General features: G+C 65.2%; 19 protein-coding genes and 1 other RNA gene. 8 read left to right on the top strand and 12 right to left on the bottom strand.

What is annotated here, in order from left to right; all coding sequences use genetic code 11:
* Positions 1-45 precede the first annotated feature (45 nt).
* Positions 46-891: a transporter substrate-binding domain-containing protein gene (locus tag CIT37_RS38415; protein ID WP_028140845.1), complete on the bottom strand. Its 846-nt coding sequence runs from the start codon at positions 889-891 to the stop codon at positions 46-48.
* 182 nt (positions 892-1,073) lie between these two features.
* On the opposite strand from CIT37_RS38415, the gene ffs reads away from it, so the two are divergent.
* From ffs to CIT37_RS38390, 5 genes are all read left to right on the top strand, one after another.
* An RNA gene (ffs, locus tag CIT37_RS38410) (signal recognition particle sRNA small type) lies at positions 1,074-1,170 on the top strand.
* A 95-nt stretch (positions 1,171-1,265) separates the two neighbouring features.
* Positions 1,266-3,083, top strand: coding sequence for a DNA polymerase III subunit gamma/tau (locus tag CIT37_RS38405; protein WP_095425065.1), 1,818 nt, complete (start codon positions 1,266-1,268; stop codon positions 3,081-3,083).
* Positions 3,084-3,111: 28 nt separating this feature from the next.
* A complete protein-coding gene (locus tag CIT37_RS38400) occupies positions 3,112-3,432 on the top strand; it encodes a YbaB/EbfC family nucleoid-associated protein (protein WP_028140843.1) in 321 nt (106 codons plus the stop codon).
* A 1-nt stretch (position 3,433) separates the two neighbouring features.
* Positions 3,434-4,036, top strand: a complete 603-nt coding sequence (gene recR, locus CIT37_RS38395) for a recombination mediator RecR (RefSeq protein WP_018320788.1) — start codon at positions 3,434-3,436, stop codon at positions 4,034-4,036.
* Between the two features lie 27 nt (positions 4,037-4,063).
* Positions 4,064-4,501 (top strand): hypothetical protein, encoded by a 438-nt coding sequence (locus CIT37_RS38390; protein ID WP_018320787.1) that lies wholly within the window; start codon positions 4,064-4,066, stop codon positions 4,499-4,501.
* Between the two features lie 119 nt (positions 4,502-4,620).
* On the opposite strand, the gene CIT37_RS38385 is transcribed toward CIT37_RS38390, so the two are convergent.
* On the bottom strand, positions 4,621-5,985 hold the full coding sequence (locus CIT37_RS38385) for an AmpG family muropeptide MFS transporter (RefSeq protein WP_095425066.1): 1,365 nt from the start codon (positions 5,983-5,985) through the stop codon (positions 4,621-4,623).
* A 141-nt stretch (positions 5,986-6,126) separates the two neighbouring features.
* Positions 6,127-7,326, bottom strand: coding sequence for a DNA recombination protein RmuC (locus tag CIT37_RS38380; protein WP_095425067.1), 1,200 nt, complete (start codon positions 7,324-7,326; stop codon positions 6,127-6,129).
* 170 nt (positions 7,327-7,496) lie between these two features.
* Between CIT37_RS38380 and def the strand changes: the two genes are divergently transcribed.
* The 3 genes from def to truA all read left to right on the top strand — a co-directional run bounded on the left by def (position 7,497) and on the right by truA (position 9,839).
* Positions 7,497-8,021 (top strand): peptide deformylase, encoded by a 525-nt coding sequence (def, locus tag CIT37_RS38375; protein WP_095425068.1) that lies wholly within the window; start codon positions 7,497-7,499, stop codon positions 8,019-8,021.
* Between the two features lie 138 nt (positions 8,022-8,159).
* The gene (gene fmt / locus CIT37_RS38370; protein WP_095425069.1) at positions 8,160-9,095 is read left to right on the top strand and encodes a methionyl-tRNA formyltransferase; all 936 of its coding nucleotides are present in this window, start codon (positions 8,160-8,162) and stop codon (positions 9,093-9,095) included.
* Positions 9,096-9,101: 6 nt separating this feature from the next.
* Positions 9,102-9,839, top strand: a complete 738-nt coding sequence (gene truA / locus CIT37_RS38365; protein WP_038947340.1) for a tRNA pseudouridine(38-40) synthase TruA — start codon at positions 9,102-9,104, stop codon at positions 9,837-9,839.
* Positions 9,840-10,010: 171 nt separating this feature from the next.
* On the opposite strand, the gene dapE is transcribed toward truA, so the two are convergent.
* The 9 genes from dapE to yidC all read right to left on the bottom strand — a co-directional run bounded on the left by dapE (position 10,011) and on the right by yidC (position 19,400).
* A complete protein-coding gene (gene dapE, locus CIT37_RS38360; RefSeq protein ID WP_095425070.1) occupies positions 10,011-11,177 on the bottom strand; it encodes a succinyl-diaminopimelate desuccinylase in 1,167 nt (388 codons plus the stop codon).
* Positions 11,174-11,827, bottom strand: coding sequence for a DUF805 domain-containing protein (locus CIT37_RS38355; protein WP_038972270.1), 654 nt, complete (start codon positions 11,825-11,827; stop codon positions 11,174-11,176). The genes dapE and CIT37_RS38355 overlap by 4 nt, the downstream gene beginning before the upstream one ends.
* 221 nt (positions 11,828-12,048) lie before the next feature.
* A complete protein-coding gene (gene dapD, locus CIT37_RS38350) occupies positions 12,049-12,894 on the bottom strand; it encodes a 2,3,4,5-tetrahydropyridine-2,6-dicarboxylate N-succinyltransferase (RefSeq protein WP_028140835.1) in 846 nt (281 codons plus the stop codon).
* Between the two features lie 263 nt (positions 12,895-13,157).
* Positions 13,158-13,850: a pyrimidine 5'-nucleotidase gene (locus CIT37_RS38345; protein ID WP_028140834.1), complete on the bottom strand. Its 693-nt coding sequence runs from the start codon at positions 13,848-13,850 to the stop codon at positions 13,158-13,160.
* Positions 13,851-14,044: 194 nt separating this feature from the next.
* On the bottom strand, positions 14,045-15,031 hold the full coding sequence (locus tag CIT37_RS38340) for a DUF1036 domain-containing protein (protein WP_095425071.1): 987 nt from the start codon (positions 15,029-15,031) through the stop codon (positions 14,045-14,047).
* Between the two features lie 194 nt (positions 15,032-15,225).
* Positions 15,226-16,113, bottom strand: a complete 888-nt coding sequence (gene argB / locus CIT37_RS38335) for an acetylglutamate kinase (protein ID WP_028140832.1) — start codon at positions 16,111-16,113, stop codon at positions 15,226-15,228.
* Between the two features lie 231 nt (positions 16,114-16,344).
* Positions 16,345-16,710, bottom strand: coding sequence for a DUF423 domain-containing protein (locus CIT37_RS38330; RefSeq protein WP_038974805.1), 366 nt, complete (start codon positions 16,708-16,710; stop codon positions 16,345-16,347).
* Positions 16,710-17,363, bottom strand: a complete 654-nt coding sequence (gene yihA / locus CIT37_RS38325) for a ribosome biogenesis GTP-binding protein YihA/YsxC (RefSeq protein ID WP_038947348.1) — start codon at positions 17,361-17,363, stop codon at positions 16,710-16,712. Before yihA ends, CIT37_RS38330 begins: the two co-directional genes overlap by 1 nt.
* A gap of 183 nt (positions 17,364-17,546) precedes the next feature.
* Entirely contained in the window at positions 17,547-19,400 is a 1,854-nt protein-coding gene (gene yidC, locus CIT37_RS38320; RefSeq protein ID WP_038947350.1) for a membrane protein insertase YidC, read from the bottom strand.
* Between the last annotated feature and the right edge of the window lie 9 nt (positions 19,401-19,409).

Here is a 19,409-nt window from a genome sequence, read left to right as displayed (position 1 = left end):
TCCGGGTTCTCGCTTCGCGAGCCCCGGAATGACGAAAGTGGAAACTTACAACGAAACGCCCGGCGGAATGTCCGCTTCGGTCACGCCCACCAGCTCCATGTTGGTGATGATCGCGTTGCGGATGAAGCCGAGGCCCTTGTTGAAGTCGATCCAGGTGTTGACGTAATCGCGCCAGGTCTTGTCGGTCTCGCGGCGGAAGCCGGCATTCGAGGTCGTTGCGAAGATCGGCGTCGGCAGCACGAGCTGGCCGAGCGAGGGGTTCTTCTTCAGCACGGTCAGCGACAGCATGGTGATCAGGCACTGCGCGTCGACGCGGCCGGTCTGCAGCGCCGCGGTGGCGTCGTCCGCGGTCTTCAGCCGCGTGATCTGCGCCTTCGGCGTCAGGCGGCTGACGACCTGATCGTGCGAGGAGCCCTGGTCGACGGCGATCTTGATGTCGGGCGAGTTCAGCTCGGCCCAGCTCTTCGGCTTGAAGTCCTTCTTGCAGAGGATGGCGAAGGCGTTGTTGAAGACCGGCACCGAGAAGTCGACCACCAGCGCGCGCTTCGGGGTCGGGTTGAGGCCGAAGAAGATGTCGATCTTGTTGGCCTGCAGGTCGAGCACCGAATTGCCCCAGGTCGTCTCGGTGATCTCGAGCTCGGCCTCCATGTCGTCGGCGAGCCCCTTGGCGATGTCGATGTAGAAGCCCTTCCACTGGCCGCTGGAGAGATCCTTCATGTAATAGGGCGCGCCGCCGCCGACCGCGCCGATTCGCATCTTCTTGGTGCGGCGGATGCGGGCGAAGGTCGATTCGTTCGGATCGGCGGTCTGGGCCACGGCCGGCGAAGCCAGCGCGGCCGCGGTCATCGCGCCAAGTCCGACAATCGATGCAACATCACGACGTGTAACCATTGGGATCAATCGCTTTTCTGGTTGGGACAGGTTCCGTCAGGTTCATACCAAGGTCGCACTTTCAGTGAAAGCACAGCCTATCGGCTGGGCAGATCGGGAATTGCCCGGATGCTGGGCAGGCGCCGTCGATCAGGGGCGATAGCCGCTTGCTTTCCGCCCCTTTTGGCCCCAAATAGGGACCGGGAGATTGGCGGTGGACGAGCCACTCGCCAACCGGGTCAGGTCCGGAAGGAAGCAGCCCTAACGAGGTCCGGATCGGGTCGCTCGTCAGTCTCCTACCTGTTTTTCGAGCGAACCAGCGCCGGCGGCATCAGCCGCCAGCGCGCTCCTTTCCGCAAAAGCCGGCCAAGAGACATTTCATTGCGGATCGACCGATGACCGACGCTGGCGCCCCTTCCAACCCCGACAGCGCCGGCCAGGCCGGCAATGCGCCGTACCGGGTGCTGGCGCGCAAATACCGTCCCTCCAGTTTCGACGATCTGATCGGCCAGGAAGCGGTGGTCCGCACCGTCTCCAATGCGTTCGAGACCGGGCGCATTCCGCAGGCCTGGATCCTCACCGGCGTCCGCGGCGTCGGCAAGACCACCACCGCGCGCATTCTGGCCCGTGCACTCAACTACGAGATGCCTGATGGTTCGGTAAAGGGTCCGACCATCCACATGCCGACCCTGGGCGTGCATTGCCAGGCGATCATGGAAAGCCGGCACATGGACGTGCTGGAGATGGACGCGGCCTCGCACACTGGCGTTGACGACGTCCGCCAGATCAATGACAGCGTGCGCTACGCGCCGGCCAGCGCGCGCTACAAGGTCTACATCATCGACGAAGTCCACATGCTGTCGACGGCGGCGTTCAACGCCTTCCTGAAGACGCTTGAGGAGCCGCCGGAGCACGCCAAGTTCGTGTTCGCAACCACCGAGATCCGCAAGGTTCCCGTCACCGTGCTGTCGCGCTGCCAGCGTTTCGACCTGCGCCGGGTCGAGGCTGACGTGCTGATGAAGCACCTCGCCAATATCGCGGGGAAGGAAAACGTCGAGATCGAGCCCGAAGCGCTCGGCATCATCGCGCGTGCCGCCGAAGGCTCGGTGCGTGATTCGCTGTCGCTGCTCGACCAGGCGATCGCGCATGCGGCAGGCGCCGTGAAGGCCGATGCCGTCAGGCAGATGCTGGGGCTGGCCGACCGCACCCGCGTCATCGACCTCTTCGATTCGCTGGCGCGCGGCGACATCGCCGCCGCCTTCAAGGAGTTCCGCGACCAGTATGATGTCGGCGCCGATCCCATCGTCGTGCTTTCGGACCTTGCCGAATTCGTCAATTTCGTCACCCGCGTGAAGATCGTGCCGGCGACTGCCGACAACGTCGCCTATGGCGAGACCGAGCGCGTGCGTGCGAAGGATTTCGCCTCGAAGATCTCGATGCGCGTGCTGTCGCGGATGTGGCAGATGCTGCTCAAGGGCATCGCCGAGGTGCAGGCCGCGACGCGCCCGGCTGCGGCCGCCGAGATGGTGCTGGTGCGCATCGCCTATGTCGCCGACCTGCCGACGCCGGACGAAGCGATCAGGATGCTGGAGCAGAACGGCGGCGGCTCGCCGGTCGCGAGCGGCGGCGGTGCCACACGCAGCGCGCCGGCCGCGCCGACGGCCTCCGCAGCGCCTGTTCGCATGCCGACCTCGTCGCCTTCGTTCGGCGGTGGCGGCGCGCGGCCGCAGATGGCGGCGCCCGCGCCGGATCCGCAAGGGGCGGTGCCTCAGCTGCGCGTCACGAGCTTCACCCAGCTCGTCGCGCTCGCCGGGCAGAAGCGCGACATCATGACCAAGAGCGCGCTCGAAGGCGACATGCGCCTTGTCCGTTTCGAGGAGGGCCGGCTGGAGGTCGCGCTCGAGCCGAACGCCTCGAAGACCATGATCTCCGAGCTTGCCAAGAAATTCGAGCTGTGGACCGGCCGCCGCTGGACGGTGATCGTCTCCAACGAGCAGGGCCAGCCGACGCTGCGCTCGGTGAACCAGGCGGCGAAGCAGGAGCATGCCCGTACCGCAGAGGCCGATCCGCGCGTGCGGGAGGTGATGTCGCGTTTCCCCGGCGCGAAGGTTGTCGAGGTCCGCAGGCTTGCCCCCGAGACGCCGGAAGCCAATATAAACGCTGACTATGGCAGTGACGATCCGCCCGACGGTTCCGACGGCGACGATCTCTGAGCCCATCTTTTTCCAAGGACGAGCACCGATGGCTGATTTTCTCGGCATGATGAAGCAGGCGGCGCAGCTGCAATCCAAGATGCAGGAGATGCAGGAGCAGCTGGCCAACGTGGAAGTCGAGGGCATCTCCGGCGGCGGCCTCGTCGCGGTGCGCATGACCGCGAAAATGGACGTCAAGGGTATCAAGATCGACCCCTCGCTGATGAAGCCGGAAGAGCGCGAAGTGCTGGAAGATCTGCTCGTCACCGCGCTCGGTGATGCCCGCCGCAAGGCGGAGACCGCGATGCAGGAGAAGATGCAGTCGCTGACCGGCGGGCTCGGCCTGCCGCCGGGGTTGTTCGGCCAGTAAGATGGGCGCGGTTGCAGGTCCCGAAATCGAGCGGCTGGTGCAGCTTCTCGCGCGGCTGCCGGGCCTCGGTCCGCGCTCGGCGCGGCGCGCCGCGCTGCATCTGATCAAGAAGCGCGAAGCGCTGATGATGCCGCTGGCCTCGGCCATGCAGGTCGCGCTCGACAAGGTCCAGGTCTGCAAGACCTGCGGCAACATCGATACGCAAAATCCCTGCACCGTCTGCACCGATCCCAAGCGCGATGACGCCATCATCGTCGTCGTCGCCGATGTCGCCGATCTCTGGGCGCTGGAGCGGGCCAATGCGACCCAGGGTCGCTATCATGTGCTGGGCGCGACATTGTCGCCGCTCGACGGCGTCGGCCCGCAGGATCTGACCATCGACGCGCTGGTCGCGCGCGCGCATGATTCTCGGGTGCACGAAATCATCCTGGCGCTGAATGCCACGGTGGACGGCCAGACCACGGCGCACTACATCACCGACCTGCTCCAGGACGCCAACGTAAAAGTAACCCGGCTGGCCCATGGTGTGCCTGTCGGTGGCGAGCTTGATTATCTCGATGAAGGTACGCTATCGGCCGCGATGCGGCAGCGTACCCTGTTCTAGCCATCCAGACTTTACGGAACGGACGACATGACGAAACTTTTCGCCACACGCTTGGCTTTGGTCGCGACGATGATGCTGCTGGCGAGCCCGGCCATCTCAGCGCAGCAGGACGACGGGGCGCCGCCGCCGTCCAAGCCCGGCAAGCCGATCAACGCCGGCGAGGTGTTGTCCGGCGAGTTGAACGCCTTGAAAGTGCGCGACGTCAAGAATGCCGGCAAGCGGGTTGCGACCTACCAGATCACGTCCGAGCCGCGCCGCCTGCCGCCGCCAAACGGGCTGTGCAATCTCGAGACCGGGCCCGAGACGTTCCAGCTCGTTCCGAGCGGCGATGCGCAGGCCGCGCAGCTGAAGACGTTCGTCGGCAAGGAAATCTCGGTCAAGGTCGACGAAGTCGCCTGCGCCAGCGATCCCGGCCAGATGAGCGAAGCCGTGATCACGAAGTGGAGCTTGATCAAGAAGCAGTAGGGGGATCAGATCGAGATGCCGTAGGGTGGGCAGAGCGAAGCGTGCCCACCGCCTCTGTCGAATGCTTGGAGCGATGATGGGCACGGCGCAAGTGCGCCTTTGCCCACCCTACGAGAGCATCACACCCTCACCGGCCCCAGCGCTTCGAAATGTCCGCGCTTCTGCAGCCACGCGAGCAGCACCAGGCTCGGGACTGCCACCAGCACGCAGATCACGAAGAACAGCGGCCAGCCCGTGGTGTCCGCGACATAGCCCGCGCTCGACGACAGATATGTTCGCCCCACCGCCGCGAGCGCGGTGAGCAGCGCATATTGCGTCGCCGTGTGCAGCGGGTTCTGGCAGAGCGCCGAGAGGTAGGCCACGAAGATCACGGTGCCGATGGCGCTGGTGAAGTTCTCGGCACAGATCGCGAGCGCCAGCGCCCATTGATTGGTGCCGACCACTGCGAGCCAGGCAAAGGACAAATTGGCCAGCGCCTGCACCACGCCACCGATCCAGAGCGACATTGCCAGCGGATAGCGCCGCGCGACGAAACCACCGGCAAACCCGCCGATCAGGGTGGCGGCGAGGCCGACGCCCTTCACGATCGCCGCATAATCGTTGCGGGTGAAGCCGAGGTCGATCACGAACGGCGCCGTCATCGTGCCCGAGAAGGCATCGGTGAACTTGAATAGCACGACGAAGGCGAGCGCGGCGAGAGCATCCTTGCGCGACAGGAATTCGGAGAACGCGCCGATCGCCGCGCTCAACACACGCGCAAATGCGGTCTCGGTTTGTGTCGCAGCTTCCGCCTGTGCGGATTGCGCCGGCTCGGTCGCGGCCAGCGCGGTGATCGTGCCGATCAGCACCATCGCGGCCATCACCACATAGCCCCACATCCACGCCGAGGTGCGGGGTATGCCGGTGCCTTCGAAGCCCGAGACGATGAACAGCGCGCCCGCGGTCGAGACCAGCATTCCGATGCGGTAGGCCGCAACGTAAGCCGCCATACCGGCGGCCTGCTCGCTCTCCGGCAGGCTCTCGACGCGGAAGGCATCGACCACGATGTCCTGTGTCGACGATGTCGTCGCCACCAGCAGCGCGCCCAGCGCGACGTAGAACGGCGAGCGCGCGGGGTCGGTCATCGCCAGCAGCAGGATCGCGACGATCAGCAGCAATTGCGAGAACAGCAGCCAGCCGCGCCGCCGCCCGAACGCGCGGGTGAACAGCGGCACATGCAGCGCATCCACCAGCGGCGCCCACAGGAATTTCAGCGTGTAGGGCGTGCCGACCAGCGCGAACAGCCCGATCGTCTTCAGGTCAACCCCGGCCTCGCGCATCCACACCAGCAGCGTGGAGCCCGACAGCGCCAGCGGCAGCCCCGAGGAGAAGCCGAGGAACAGCACGATCAGCACCCGGGGCTGCAGGTACACGGCAAGGCTGTCGCGCCAGGAGGGCGCAGGGACGGAGGTCGCGGCGGGGGAGGTCACGTCGGGAGCGGTCATGGGGCGGTGTTAGCAGATTCTGGGGGTGATGCCTCTGCCACAAATCCCGTCATGCCCGGGCTTGTCCCGGGCATCCACGTTCTTGGTGCCGTTGAAAAGTCCGTGGATGGCCGGGACAAGCCTGGCCATGACGAAACGGTGTCACTCCCCCGCCTGGAGCTTCCGCGGAAACAGCTCGCCCGCGCCCGCGACCAGCCGCGGTCCCTCGGCCGGCGCGTCCGCCTTGCTGAAATCGAGCTCCTCGATTCGTCCTGCGCGCTTCTCGATCTTGTCGGCGGAAATCAGGATCTGGCGGACGTCCTCGTTCGCATCGGAAAAATGCTTCTGCAATTTGACCACGCGATCCCTGAGACGACCCAGATCGTCGCCGAGCTTGATCACTTCAGTCTGAATCTGGTCGGCGGCATCGCGCATGCGCGCGTCCTTCATGATCTGCTGCATGACCTGGATCGCCAGCATCAAGAGCGAGGGCGACACCAGCACCACGCGGGCGCGATAGGCCTTCTGGATCACGTCGTCGAAACCGTCATGGATTTCCGCATAGACCGATTCCGACGGCACGAACATCAGTGCCATCTCCTGGGTCTCGCCGGTGACGAGATATTTTTCCGCGATGTCGCTGACATGCTTCATCACGTCGCCGCGCAGCCGCTGCGTGGCAACGCGCTTCTCCTCGTCGGTGCGGGCGTCGTGCAGCGCCGTCATCGCCTCCAGCGGAAACTTCGCGTCGATGCAGAGCGGGCGCTGGTCTGGCAGGAACACGACGCAGTCGGGCCGCTTGCCGGTCGAGAGCGTGAACTGGAACTCGTAGGCGCCCTTCGGCAGACCGTCCTGGACGATCGCCTCCATCCGCGCCTGGCCGAAGGCGCCGCGCGACTGCTTGTTGGCGAGCACGTCGCGCAGGGTCGTCACCTGGGTGGTGAGATCGGTGAGGTTCTTGTGGGCGCTGTCGATGATGCCGAGCCGCTCGTGCAGCGCGCGCAGGCTCTCCATGGTGTTGCGCGTCGAATGTTCCATCGACTGGCCGACGCGATGGGTGACCGAATCCAGCCGCTCGTTGACCGCGCGCGCCATCTCGGCCTGGCGTCCCGCCAGCGCCTGGGTCATGGCGTCGACCCTCCCTGAGGATTCGCTCTGGGCGCGCAGCACCTCGCTCAGGCGCTCCTCGAGCTCGTCGGCCCGGATCGCATGCGCCATCGCGAGTTCCGCGCCGCGCCGGCCCGAGCGGGCGATCACGACGGCGATCGTCACCAGCAGGGTGAGGACAAGGGCGCCGAAGCCGATCAGGGCATCAATCGTGCGCACCGGCCAGTCGGCCAGCATGAATATGATCTCGTTCATGGGCCCTTCTAGCGCGATTCGCCGACCTTAGCGAACGAAGAGGGAACGGTTATGGTTAATAGCCCCCTAATTTTTATGGTTAACGAAACCTCAAGTTTTATGGTTAGCGAGGGGTTAACGGGGTTCCCGGCCGGATTGACCGCGTCCGGCGCGCGGCTTAAATCGCGGCCATGGCCCTCAGAGAAATCATCATCCTGCCCGACAGGCGGCTGCGTCTGGTCTCCAAGCCGATCGAGAAGGTCACGCCGGAGATTCGCAAGCTTGCCGACGACATGTTCGAGACCATGTACGACGCGCCCGGTATTGGCCTCGCCGCGATCCAGGTCGCGCAGCCGCTGCGGCTGATCACCATGGACCTCGCCAAACGCGACGAGAACGGCGAGACCACGCCACTTCCGCGCGTCTTCATCAACCCCGAGATCATCGCCTCGTCCGAGGAGCTCTCGGTCTACGAGGAAGGCTGTCTCTCGATCCCCGAATATTACGAGGAGGTCGAGCGCCCTGCGAAGGTGCGCGTGCGCTTCACCGATCTCGACGGCAAGGTGCACGAGGAGGACGCCGAAGGTCTCTATGCCACCTGCATCCAGCACGAGATCGACCATCTCAACGGCGTGCTGTTCGTCGACTATCTGTCGAAGCTCAAGCGCGACCGCGTGATGAAGAAGTTCGAGAAGGCCGCCAAGCGCGCGGAGTAACCACGTTCTCCGCCGTCATGCCCGGCCTTGTGCCGGGCATCCACGTTCTGTGCCGCCGCAGGCCGGAAGAACGTGGATGGCCGGGACAAGCCCGGCCATGACGAGTACGTTGCTCGTTTCCGAGGATTGTCTCGCCACATGCCCCTCCGCCTGATCTTCATGGGCACGCCCGATTTCTCCGTGCCGACGCTGCTCGAGCTGGTCGCGCATGGCCACGAGATCGTCGCCGTCTACACCCGCGCGCCGAAGCCCGGCGGGCGGCGCGGCCTGCAATTGCAGCCGACGCCGGTCGAAGAAGCTGCGCGAAAGCTCGGCATTCCCGTGCTGACGCCGAAGACGCTGAAGACGCAAGAGGCGCTCGACGAGTTTAGCACCTTCGATGCGGATGCGGCCGTCGTCGTCGCCTACGGCATGATCCTGCCGCAGGCGATCCTCGATGCGCCAAAACTCGGCTGCTACAATCTGCACGCTTCGCTGCTGCCGCGCTGGCGCGGCGCAGCGCCGATCAACCGTGCGATCATGGACGGCGATGCCGAGAGCGGCGTGATGGTGATGAAGATGGATGTCGGTCTCGATACCGGCGACGTCGCCATGGCCGAGCGCCTCGCGATCACGGACAACATGACTGCACTCGATTTGCACGATCGTCTCTCCCGTCTCGGCGCCGATCTCATGGTGCGCGCGATGGCCGCGCTCGGGCGCGGCGGGCTCCAGCTCAAGAAGCAGAGCGAGGACGGTGTCACCTACGCCGCCAAGATCGACAAGGCCGAGGCGCGCATCGACTGGACCAGGCCGGCGCGTGCCGTGCTGCGTCACATCCACGGCCTGTCGCCATTCCCCGGCGCCTGGGCCGAGCTTGCCGGCGTCAGCGAGAATGCGCGCGTCAAGATCCTGCGGTGTGAATTGGCAAAGGGGTCGGGCGCGCCGGGCGAGGTGCTCGATGACAACCTCACCATCGCCTGCGGTGAGGGCGCCATCCGCATCATCGAGATCCAGCGCGAAGGCAAGGGCCGGATGCAGGCCGCGGATTTCCTGCGCGGCGTGCCGTTGAAGGCGGGAGCGAGGTTCAACTGATCAGCGATGCCCCGCTACAAGCTCACCATCGAGTATGACGGCGCGCCGTTTTTCGGCTGGCAGGTGCAGGACACGCTGCCTTCGGTGCAGGGCGCGCTGGAGGCGGCCGTGAAGGCGATGACCGGCGCGGATTTGCGGGTGCATGGCGCCGGCCGCACCGATGCCGGCGTGCATGCGCGTGGCCAGGTCGCGCATGTCGATATCGACAAGCAGTTTCCGCCGGGCCGTTTTCGCGATGGGCTCAACGCGCATCTGCGCCCGTATCCGATCGCGGTGCTGGAGGCGGAGATCGTGCCTGACACGTTCGAGGCGCGCTTCTCCGCGGTGAAGCGCCACTACCGCTACCGCGTGATCAACACCCGCGCCAACCTCGCGCTCGACATCGGCCACGCCTGGCGCGTGCCGCGCCGGCTCGATGCGGATGCGATGCATGCGGCGGCACAGCGTCTGCTCGGCAAGCACGATTTCACCACGTTCCGCGACACCGAGTGCCAGGCCAAGTCACCGGAGAAGACGCTCGACCAGCTCGACGTGCTGCGTGACGGCCGCGAGATCACCATCGTCACCTCGGCGCGCTCGTTCCTGCACAGCCAGGTGCGCTCGATGGTGGGCTCGCTGATCTGGGTCGGCGAGGGCCGCTGGACCGCCGACGACCTCTCCGCAGCGTTAGAGGCGCGCAACCGCGCCGCCTGCGGCATCGTCGCCCCGCCGGATGGGCTGTATCTGATGAAGGTGGACTATTAGCGCGTGATGCCGCCACTTCCGTCATGGCCGGGCTTGTCCCGGCCATCCACGATCTTTCTTGCTGGGACTGAAGTACGTGGATGCCCGGGCCTTCGCCTCGCCGAAGAGGCTTTGGCCTCGCAGGCGGGACAAGCCCGGGCATGACGGCGGAATACTTGGCAATGACCGCACCTACCCGAAATACCGCGTCAAAATCCCGCGATAGACCTGCGTCAGCTTCTCCAGATCCTTGACGGGCACCCGCTCGTCGACCTGATGCATGGTCTGGCCGACCAGACCGAACTCGATCACCGGGCAGTAGCTGGAAATGAACCGCGCATCCGACGTGCCACCTGATGTCGACAGCTCGGGCTTGCGGCCCGTCACCTCCTCGATCGCGGAGACCGCGAGATCGGTGAACGGGCCCGGCTTGGTCACGAACACGTTGGAGTTCGAGGGCTCCCAGACGATGCGGGCCTTGATGCGGTTGCCGCAGGCTTTTGTCAGCCGCGTCTCGACCAGCTCGCGCAACGAGGCCTGGGTGTGGTTGTCGTTGTAGCGGATGTTGAACTTGGCGCGGGCCTCGCCGGGGATGACGTTGCTCGCTTTGTTGCCGACGTCGACCGAGGTGAATTCGAGATTGGAGGCCTGGAATTGCGCGCTGCCATGGTCGAGCGGCTCGTCGGAGATCGCAACGATCAGCCTGGAGATGTCAGGCACCGGATTGGAGGCGCGATGCGGATAGGCGACATGGCCCTGCACGCCGTCCACGTACAGCGTGCCGGATTGCGAGCCGCGGCGGCCGACCTTGATGGTGTCGCCGAGCGCCTCGACATTGGAGGGCTCGCCCAGCACGCAATGGTCGAATTTCTCGCCGCGCTCGGCCGTCCATTTCAATAGCTTGATGGTGCCGTTGATGGAGACGTCTTCCTCGTCGCCCGTAATCAGGAACGAGATCGAGCCCTTTCCGTCGTTGCGCGGCTTGCCGTCATTGGCGGCGAGATGCTCCAGCACCGCGGCGACCGAGCAGGCGATGCCGCCCTTCATGTCGACCGCGCCGCGGCCGTGCAGGATGCCGTCCTTCACCTCACCGGAGAACGCACCGATGCTCCAGGCGCTCTCGTCACCGGGTGGCACCACGTCGGTATGGCCGGCAAAGGTGATGTGCGGGCCTTCGGTGCCGATCCGCGCATAGAGATTGTCGACGTCGGCGGTGCCGGGCTCGCTGAAGGTCACGCGGTGGCAGGCGAAGCCGGCGGCGGTGAGGGCTTTTTCGAGCACCCCGAGCGCACCGGCATCTTCAGGGGTTACCGAGGGGCAGCGGATCAGATCGCGGGCAATGGAGAGAGCATCGGTCATGCGCCCCGCTTAACATGCATGCCGCCGGGTGGGCTAGCGCGGGGCGGGACAATTTCGATCTCGCGGCTCTGGTCCCAGCCTTTCGCAGGGGAGGCGGCGGATGCCGAACTGTCCTCGATATCGAGGAGCGGATCAGGGCCGAACCGGTTGTGGCCCGAGGTGCCGGACCGGCAGAACATTTCGACGAGGCCCCACAGCCACAGCAGTGCGGCAGTCAGGTTGAGCGAAAATATCCAGCTTGATTTGGGCAGCAGGTCCGCGAACTGGCTGAACAGGCCGGGCAAGAAGAAGAACGGAACGATCCACCAGCCGCTCTTGTCGCGGTCATGGAGTCGCTTGATCGCCGTCGCGAGATAGATCCAGAAGAACAGCGCCATGCCGGACGCCTTGAGGATCGAGCCCGCGAGATCGGCCGATGCCAGCGCGTGGGAGACGCGGGGGTCGACCAGCTTGAAGAGGCCGTCGAGACCGAAGTCGAAATCGAGCTCAATTCCGAGCTTCAGGGTGGACCTCGTCCCTCCGACGATCCCGATGACTTGACCGGCAATCTCCAGCAAGCCCGCCAGCAGCGCGACGATCAGCAGCGCCTGCCACAGCAACGCGCGGTTGATGCGGCCGTCGAAGCGGAACAGATACCAGGTCCAGTCCATGCGAACGGCTCCGGGCGGTCGAGGCCGCCCGATATTTGGTCGCGATGGAGAGGGGGTGGGTTCGATAGGGCTCCGGTGTCGTCCCGGCGAAGGCCGGGACCCATACCGCGTGATCTATCGACAGTAGAAGATAGTCGTACCGAACGACGAGTCTTCGCCAAACCACGGCCTCGGAGTATGGGTCCCGGCCTTCGCCGGGACGACAGCGGTGTGCGCCGAACTCAATCCCGCAGCAACTCGTTGATGCTGGTCTTGGAGCGCGTGCGCTCGTCGACGCGCTTGACGATGACGGCGCAGGCGGTGCTCGGGCCGATCTGGCCGTTCTTCATCGGCTTGCCGGGCAGCGCGCCGGGCACCACGACGGAATATTCGGGCACTTCGCCGATGAAGACCTCGCCGGTCTCGCGGTCGACGATCTTGGTCGAGGCGCCCAGGAACACGCCCATCGCCAGCACCGCGCCCTTGCGCACGATCACGCCCTCGGCGACCTCGGAGCGCGCGCCGATGAAGCAATCGTCCTCGACGATCACGGGCTCGGCCTGCAGCGGCTCGAGCACGCCGCCGATGCCGGCGCCGCCGGAGATGTGCACGCGCTTGCCGATTTGCGCACAGGAGCCGACGGTGGCCCAGGTGTCGACCATGGTGCTCTCATCGACATAGGCGCCGAGATTGACGAAGGACGGCATCAAGACGACGTTCTTGGCGATGAAGGCCGAGCGGCGCACCACCGAGCCGGGCACGGCACGAAAACCGGCGTCGCGAAAACGGTTCTCGCCCCAGCCTTCGAACTTCGAGGGCACCTTGTCCCACCAGGTCGCCTTGCCGGATCCGCCGGGAATGACGCCCATGTCGTTGAGGCGGAACGACAGCAGCACGGCCTTCTTCAGCCACTGATTGACCTTCCACTTGCCGTCGCTGCCGCGCTCGGCAACGCGCGCCTCGCCCTTGTCCAGAATCTCCAGTGCTTGGTCCACGGCCTCGCGCACCTCGCCCTTGGTCGAGGTCGAGATGCCGTCGCGCGCGTCGAAGGCGCTGTTGATGGTGGATTCGAGGGCTTGGAGGGACATCGGGATTTCCTCTGGGGAAGCAGGAATTTGACGGATTGGGGCGCTTTTTCGGGATTTGGGCGGGCGGAGTCAAGGCATACTCCGCCGTCGTCCATACTCCGCTGTCGTCCCGGACAAGCGCAGCGAAGCGGAGCGCCGATCCGGGACCCATAGCCACAGGGAGTGGTTTGACGAAGATTCGGAGTTACCAATCCGGCGCGACAACCAAATCCTGTGGCTATGGGTCCCGGGTCTGCGCTTACGCTTGCCCGGGACGACGGCGGTTATAGGGGCGAGAGCCCCGCCAAAAACCCCGTCAGATCATCCGTGACGTGGTCGACATGGGCGGCATCCCGGCCTTCCAGTTCCCAGTCCTCCCGCACCACCTCCTTCGTTCCGTCAGGCACCACCAGCACGGTGGTCATGCCGAGCTGGTGCGGGACGGTGAGGTTGCGGGCGAGGTCCTCGAACATCGCGGCTTTGGTCGGATCGACCGCGTGGTCGGCGAGGAATTTCTGATAGGTCTGCGCCGCCGGCTTCGGCTCGAACTGGGCGGCGATGATGTCGAACACGCCGTCGAAATGCGTTGCCAGGCCGAGACGCGCCAGCACCGCATCGACATGGTCGACCGAGCCATTGGTCAGGATCAGCTTGCGCCCCGATAAGTTTGCGATGGCTTCGCCGAGCGCCGGGTTCGGCTGCAGCGGTGAATGGTCGATCTTGTGGACATAGGCGAGATAGTCGTCGGCGGACACGCCATGCAGGGTCATCATGCCGCGCATCGTGGTGCCGAAGCGCAGGTAATAATCCTTCTGCAGTTTTCGCGCCTCCGCCGGCGTCACCTGCAGCCAGCTGGACACGAACTCGGTGATCCGCACATCGACCTGCTGCCACAGATTGACGTGATGCGGATACAGCGTGTTGTCGAGGTCGAACACCCAGGTGTCGACATGAGCAAAGGTGCGGGGTTGGTTCATATCAACATTCTCAGCTCGTCGTCCCGGGGCGCGCGAAGCGCGAGCCCGGGACCCATAACCACGGGGAGGAGTTCGGCGAAGAGTCGGGGTGGCCAGCTTCGCGCCACAACCACTCCCTGGGGTTATGGGTCCCCGCCTTCGCGGGGACGACAGCGGAGCTTGTAGGCGCTTGCGTGTTGATCATGACGCCAATTTCACGGCAGCGCAAAGCGGAGCGTCTTGCCGCCGCTCGACATGTCCACCGCGCCAAATCCCGTCATCGCAAATCCGCGCGCGCCGCAATCGGTCTGCTCAACGGTCTCGAACTTGGTCTCGCGCGTGCAGAGCTGCCTGTCGCCGCCCCAGTTCAACGGCCGGTCCTTCAGCTTGACGGCGCGGTTGTCGGCGTCGACGGCCTCCGCGAAGCTGAAGATCTGCTTGGGCTGGCCGGTCACATCAGGGTGCAGGCAGGTCTTGGGATCGATGCGATACCAGCCGCGGCTGGTCACGGACTTGCCGTCGTCGGTCGCGATCGCCGCCATCACCTTGTGCGGCGTGTCGTTGCACCAGGTGAGGCCGGTCGGGGACGGCGTCTGCACCGCATCGACCATGGTCTTGAAGAAGTTTTGCGAGCCCACGATGTCCGACGACAAGCCGCGGCTCTTCAGGAACGCGGCCAGGGCTGCCTGCGTCTTCGGCCCGTCGACGCCGTCGATCGGCGCGGCGTCGTAGCCCGCGATCACCAACAGCCGCTGGATGCCGGCGAGGCGGGCCTGCTCGTCGTCATATTCGGAATCCTCGGCGAGATAGGCAATGAGGTTGCCGTCGGCTCCTTGCGCCGGCGTCACTTGCGTAAACGCAGCCTGGGTCTGGCCGCTGCGGCATTGCCGGGCCGCCGCGATGACGAAATTGTCCTGCGCGACACAGAGCATGTCGCTGCCGTTCTGCGGAATCGGGGAGGCGCCATAGACGCCGAGCGCGCGGGCGTTGAGCAGGATGCGATCGGCGGTCAGCGTGCCCTGCACCACCACGCGGCAGGTGGCGGGATCGACCTTGAACCAGCCGCGCGTCGCGGTCGCCGCCTTGTCGTCGATGCCGATCGCGGCCTCGACGACATAGGACATGCGGTTGCAGATCTTCAGATCGGCGAGGGCCGGCACTGAGGAGAAGACGAACGAGACGGCCGCGGCCGGCAGCGCCATCAGGAAGCGGGTCAGGGGTGAGCGGCGGGGGCGCTGAGCCCTCCGCCCGTCATGCCCGGGCTTGTCCCGCCTGCGAGGCCAAAGCCTCTTCGGCGAGGCGAAGGCCCGGGCATCCACGTTCTTGGCGCGGATCGAAAGATCGCGGATGGCCGGGACAAGCCCGGCCATGACGGTTTTCTTTGTCCGCTCGTCCCTCACTTGTGGATCAGCGTTCCCGTGCCCTGGTTGGTGAAGAGTTCAAGCAGCACCGCGTGCTGCATCTTGCCGTCGATGATGACGACGCCCTCCACGCCCTGCTCCAGCGCATAGATGCAGGTCTCGACCTTCGGGATCATGCCGCCGGAAATGGTGCCGTCGGCGATCAGCTTTCGCGCGTCCTTGACCGACAATTGCGGGATCAGCTTCTTCGACTTGTCGAGCACGCCAGGCACGTCGGTGAGCAGCAACAGGCGCTTGGCCTTCAGCGCGCCGGCAACCGCACCGGCAAAAGTGTCGGCGTTGACGTTCAGCGTCTGGCCTTCCTTCGAGGTTGCGAGCGGCGCCAGCACCGGGATCAGCTCGTAGCCGATCAGCTGGTTGAGCAGCGTGAGGTCCACCTTCTCGGGATCGCCGACGAAGCCGAGATCGATTGCCTTCTCGATGTTCGAGCCCGGATCGATGATGGTCCGCGTCGTCTTCGACGCCTTCACCATGTTGCCGTCCTTGCCGGACAACCCCACGGCCTTGCCGCCGGCTTCGTTGATGTAGCCGACGATCTGCTTGTTGACGGAGCCGGCGAGCACCATCTCGACGATCTCGATGGTCGCCGCATCGGTGATGCGCAGGCCGGCTGCGAATTCCGAGACGATGCCGAGGCGCTTGAGCATGGTCGCGATCTGCGGGCCGCCGCCATGCACCACCACCGGATTGATGGCGGTCTGCTCCAGCAGCACGATGTCGCGGGCAAAATTCTTCGCGGTCTCCTCGTCGCCCATGGCATGGCCGCCATATTTGATGACGATGGTTTCCTCGTCATACTGCTGCATGTGCGGCAGCGCTTCCGACAGGATGCGGGCCTGGTCGAGCGGGGAGATGTCGGTCATGTCGCGGATCTCGCTGGCGGGACTGGAGCGGCCTGCGTTCTATCCGATTGGCGGGCGTGGCGCAAAGTGGTCTTCGTGCCCCGGACGCAGCGCAGCGCTTCTTCAGCGGTGCGCTGCAGAGCCGGGGCCCATGCGGCTTGCTGGGTCCCGGCTCTGCGGAGCGTCACCATAGCGCGTCGAAGACGCGCGTAAACGCGCTTTAGGTGCCGCACCGCGTCCGGGACACGAGACCTATTTCCGCGCCACCACCGCGGCCAGCGTCACGGCCAGCCAGCTCGCGATCATCACCGTCCCGCCCGTCGGCGCTGCGTATGGAAACAGCGAGTGCCCGGCATATTGCCGCAAGGTGAGGTCGCCCGCGAACAGCACGGCGCCGATCACGAAGCCGAATGCACCGATGAGGCCAATTCCGCCGTGCAGAAGGCCGCGCGCCAGCAGGGCGACAGCTGCAAGTATGGCAGTTGCATGAAACAGCAGCATCGCGCTGGCCGAGGCCAGCCGGCTCGCATCGCCGCCATGCGCCGAGGCGGCGGCCAGCGCGACGCCGGCGGCGCCCATCAAACCGGCAAGTCCGATCAGCAGGCGCTGCGCCACCATCACGTAGCGCGCTCTTCCAGCAGTTTCGCCATCGCGGCGCGCAAGCTCTCCATGCCGGTCGAGCTGCGTGACGAGGTCGCGAGCACGTTCGGGAACGAGGCCGGATGCCTGGCCAGCGCCGCCTCGGTTTCGGCGATGCGCGATTGCAGCTCGGAGGCCTTCACCTGGTCGGCCTTGGTCAGCACGATCTGGTAGCTGACCGCGGAGCGGTCGAGCGTCTTGAGGACCTCGAGGTCGACCTCCTTGAGGCCATGCCGCGCGTCGATCAGCACGTAGACGCGCGCAAGCGAGGCGCGTCCCAGCAGGAATTTGTGGATCAGCTCGGTCCAGGACGCCACCTGGCTCTTGGGCGCCTTGGCATAGCCGTAGCCGGGCATGTCGACCAGGCGCAGGTCGGTCTTGCCGGGGACCTCGAAGAAGATCAGCTCCTGGGTGCGTCCCGGCGTATGCGAGGTGCGCGCCAGCGCGTTGCGCCCCGTCAGCGCGTTGATCAGGCTCGACTTGCCGACATTGGAGCGCCCGGCAAAGGCGACCTCCAGCCCCGCCATCGGCGGCAGCGTCTGGATCGAGGGCGAGGCCCAGATGAACTGCCAGTCGCGCGCGAACAGCTTCCGCCCGGCCTCGATCAGCTTGTCGTCTGATTTATCGGTCATCTGGAAAGTCTATCCTCGCGTCTTGGCCGGGCAAAAGCGCGACGCGCGTCTTCCCATTCAAATGTCCCGGCCATCCACGTCTGTCTGCGCGGTACCCTCCAAAACGTGGATGCCCGGGACAAGCCCGGGCATGACGCTGTGGAGGCATTTGCGCCCGCATGACCGGGCACGCTTCGTGTGCAGCTACGTCGCCTTCTTCGCGAACGTCGCCTTGAGATTATCGAACAGCTCCACCTTCACCCCGTTGCGGCGCATGATGTAGCTCTGCTGGATCACCGAGAGCAGGTTGTTCCAGGCCCAGTAGATCACGAGGCCCGCCGGGAAGCCCGCCAGCATGAAGGTGAAGATCAGCGGCATCCAGTTGAAGATGATCTGCTGCGTCGGGTCCGGCGGTGTCGGGTTCAGCTTCATCTGGAACCACATCGTGATGCCCATGATGATCGGCCAGATGCCGAGCGCGAGGTAATGGCCGAACACCGGGATCGTGGTCGGATCGAACGGGATCAGCCCGAACAGGTTGAACAGGTTGGTCGGATCCGGCGCCGAGAGGTCCTTGATCCAGCCGTAGAACGGCGCGTGCCGCATCTCGATGGTGACGAACAGCACCTTGTAGAGCGAGAAGAACACCGGGATCTGGATCAGCACGGGGAGACAGCCGGCGACCGGATTGATCTTCTCCTTGCGGTAGATCTCCATCATCTCCTGCTGCTGCTTCACCTTGTCGTCGGGATAACGCTCCTTGAGCGCCTGCAGCTGCGGCTGAACCGACTTCATCTTCGCCATCGAGGCGTAGGACTTGTTCGCCAGCGGGAAGAACAGCAGCTTCACGATCACGGTCACGAGCAGGATCGAGATGCCGAAATTGCCGAAGAAGCGGTAGAAGAAGTCGAGGCCGAGGAACATCGGCTTGGTGATGAAGTAGAACCAGCCCCAGTCGATCAAGAGATCGAAATGGTTCAGCCCCAGCTCCTTGTTGTAGCCGCCGAGGCCGGCGAACGGGAACACGCCGACCACGCCGGCTTCCTTGGCGCCGGCGAACAGCCGCGCGTTCGCCGTCGCAGTGCCGCCGATCGCGACGGTGACGGGGTCGAGCAGATAATCGGTCTGGTAGGTGTGGACGTTGCCGGATGGGTTCGACGAGAAGCGCGCCTGCAGCTGGGCATTGGTATCCGGCAACAGCGCCGAGGCCCAGTACTTGTCGGTGATGCCGAGCCAGCCGTTGGTGACCTTGAAGTCCACCTTCTTGCTTTCGTCGATCTTCTTGTAGGCATATTCCTGCAGGCCCTGGTCGCCGAGATAGCCGATCAGGCCTTCATGCAGGATGTAGTAGCCGGAGACCTGCGGCGCACCGTGGCGCGAGATCAGCGCGAACGGATAGAGCGTAACCGGCGCATTGCCGACATTGCTCACCTCGTCCTTGATGGTGAAGAGATAATGGTCGTCGACCGCAATGGTGCGGCGGAAGGTGAGACCATCGCCATTCTCCCATTTCAGCACCACCGGCGTCGTCGGCGTCAGGCTGCCGCTGCCGTCCTGCTGCCAGACGGTCTGGGCATCAGGCATCTTCGCCGTCACGCCCGTCGCCGCCACCCAGCCGAATTCGGCGTAATAGGGCTCCGCGGTGCCCGAGGGCGAATAGAGGATGATCGGCGGCGACTTCGGATCGACCGTTTCGCGGAATTGCACCAGCGCGATGTCGTCGATGCGGCCGCCCTTCAGCGCGATGCTGCCGGCAATCCGCGGCGTGTCGATCTTCACGCGCGGGCTGGCTGCAATCGCGGCCTCGCGCGCCACCACGGGCTGGGCCTGCTGGGTCGCGCCCGGCGTTGCCGGCTGAGCGGCGTTGCCCGGCTGCTGCGGCGCCGCGCCCGGCGTCGCGGAGGCCGACGGCTGCGGCGTGGTCTTCTGGAGCTCGGCCTGCGTCTGCTGCTGGGCGCGCTGCTTCTCCATCGCCGGCACATTGTAGAAATACTGCCAGGCGATCAGGACGAGGCCCGACAGAATGACGGCGAGGATGGTATTGCGATTGTCGGTCATCTCTGGGGT

Source organism: Bradyrhizobium ottawaense, assembly GCF_002278135.3.
GTDB classification, from domain to species: domain Bacteria; phylum Pseudomonadota; class Alphaproteobacteria; order Rhizobiales; family Xanthobacteraceae; genus Bradyrhizobium; species Bradyrhizobium ottawaense.
The sequence above is the reverse complement of the archived record's forward strand: the minus strand, read 5'-3'. Positions and strand labels throughout refer to the sequence as shown.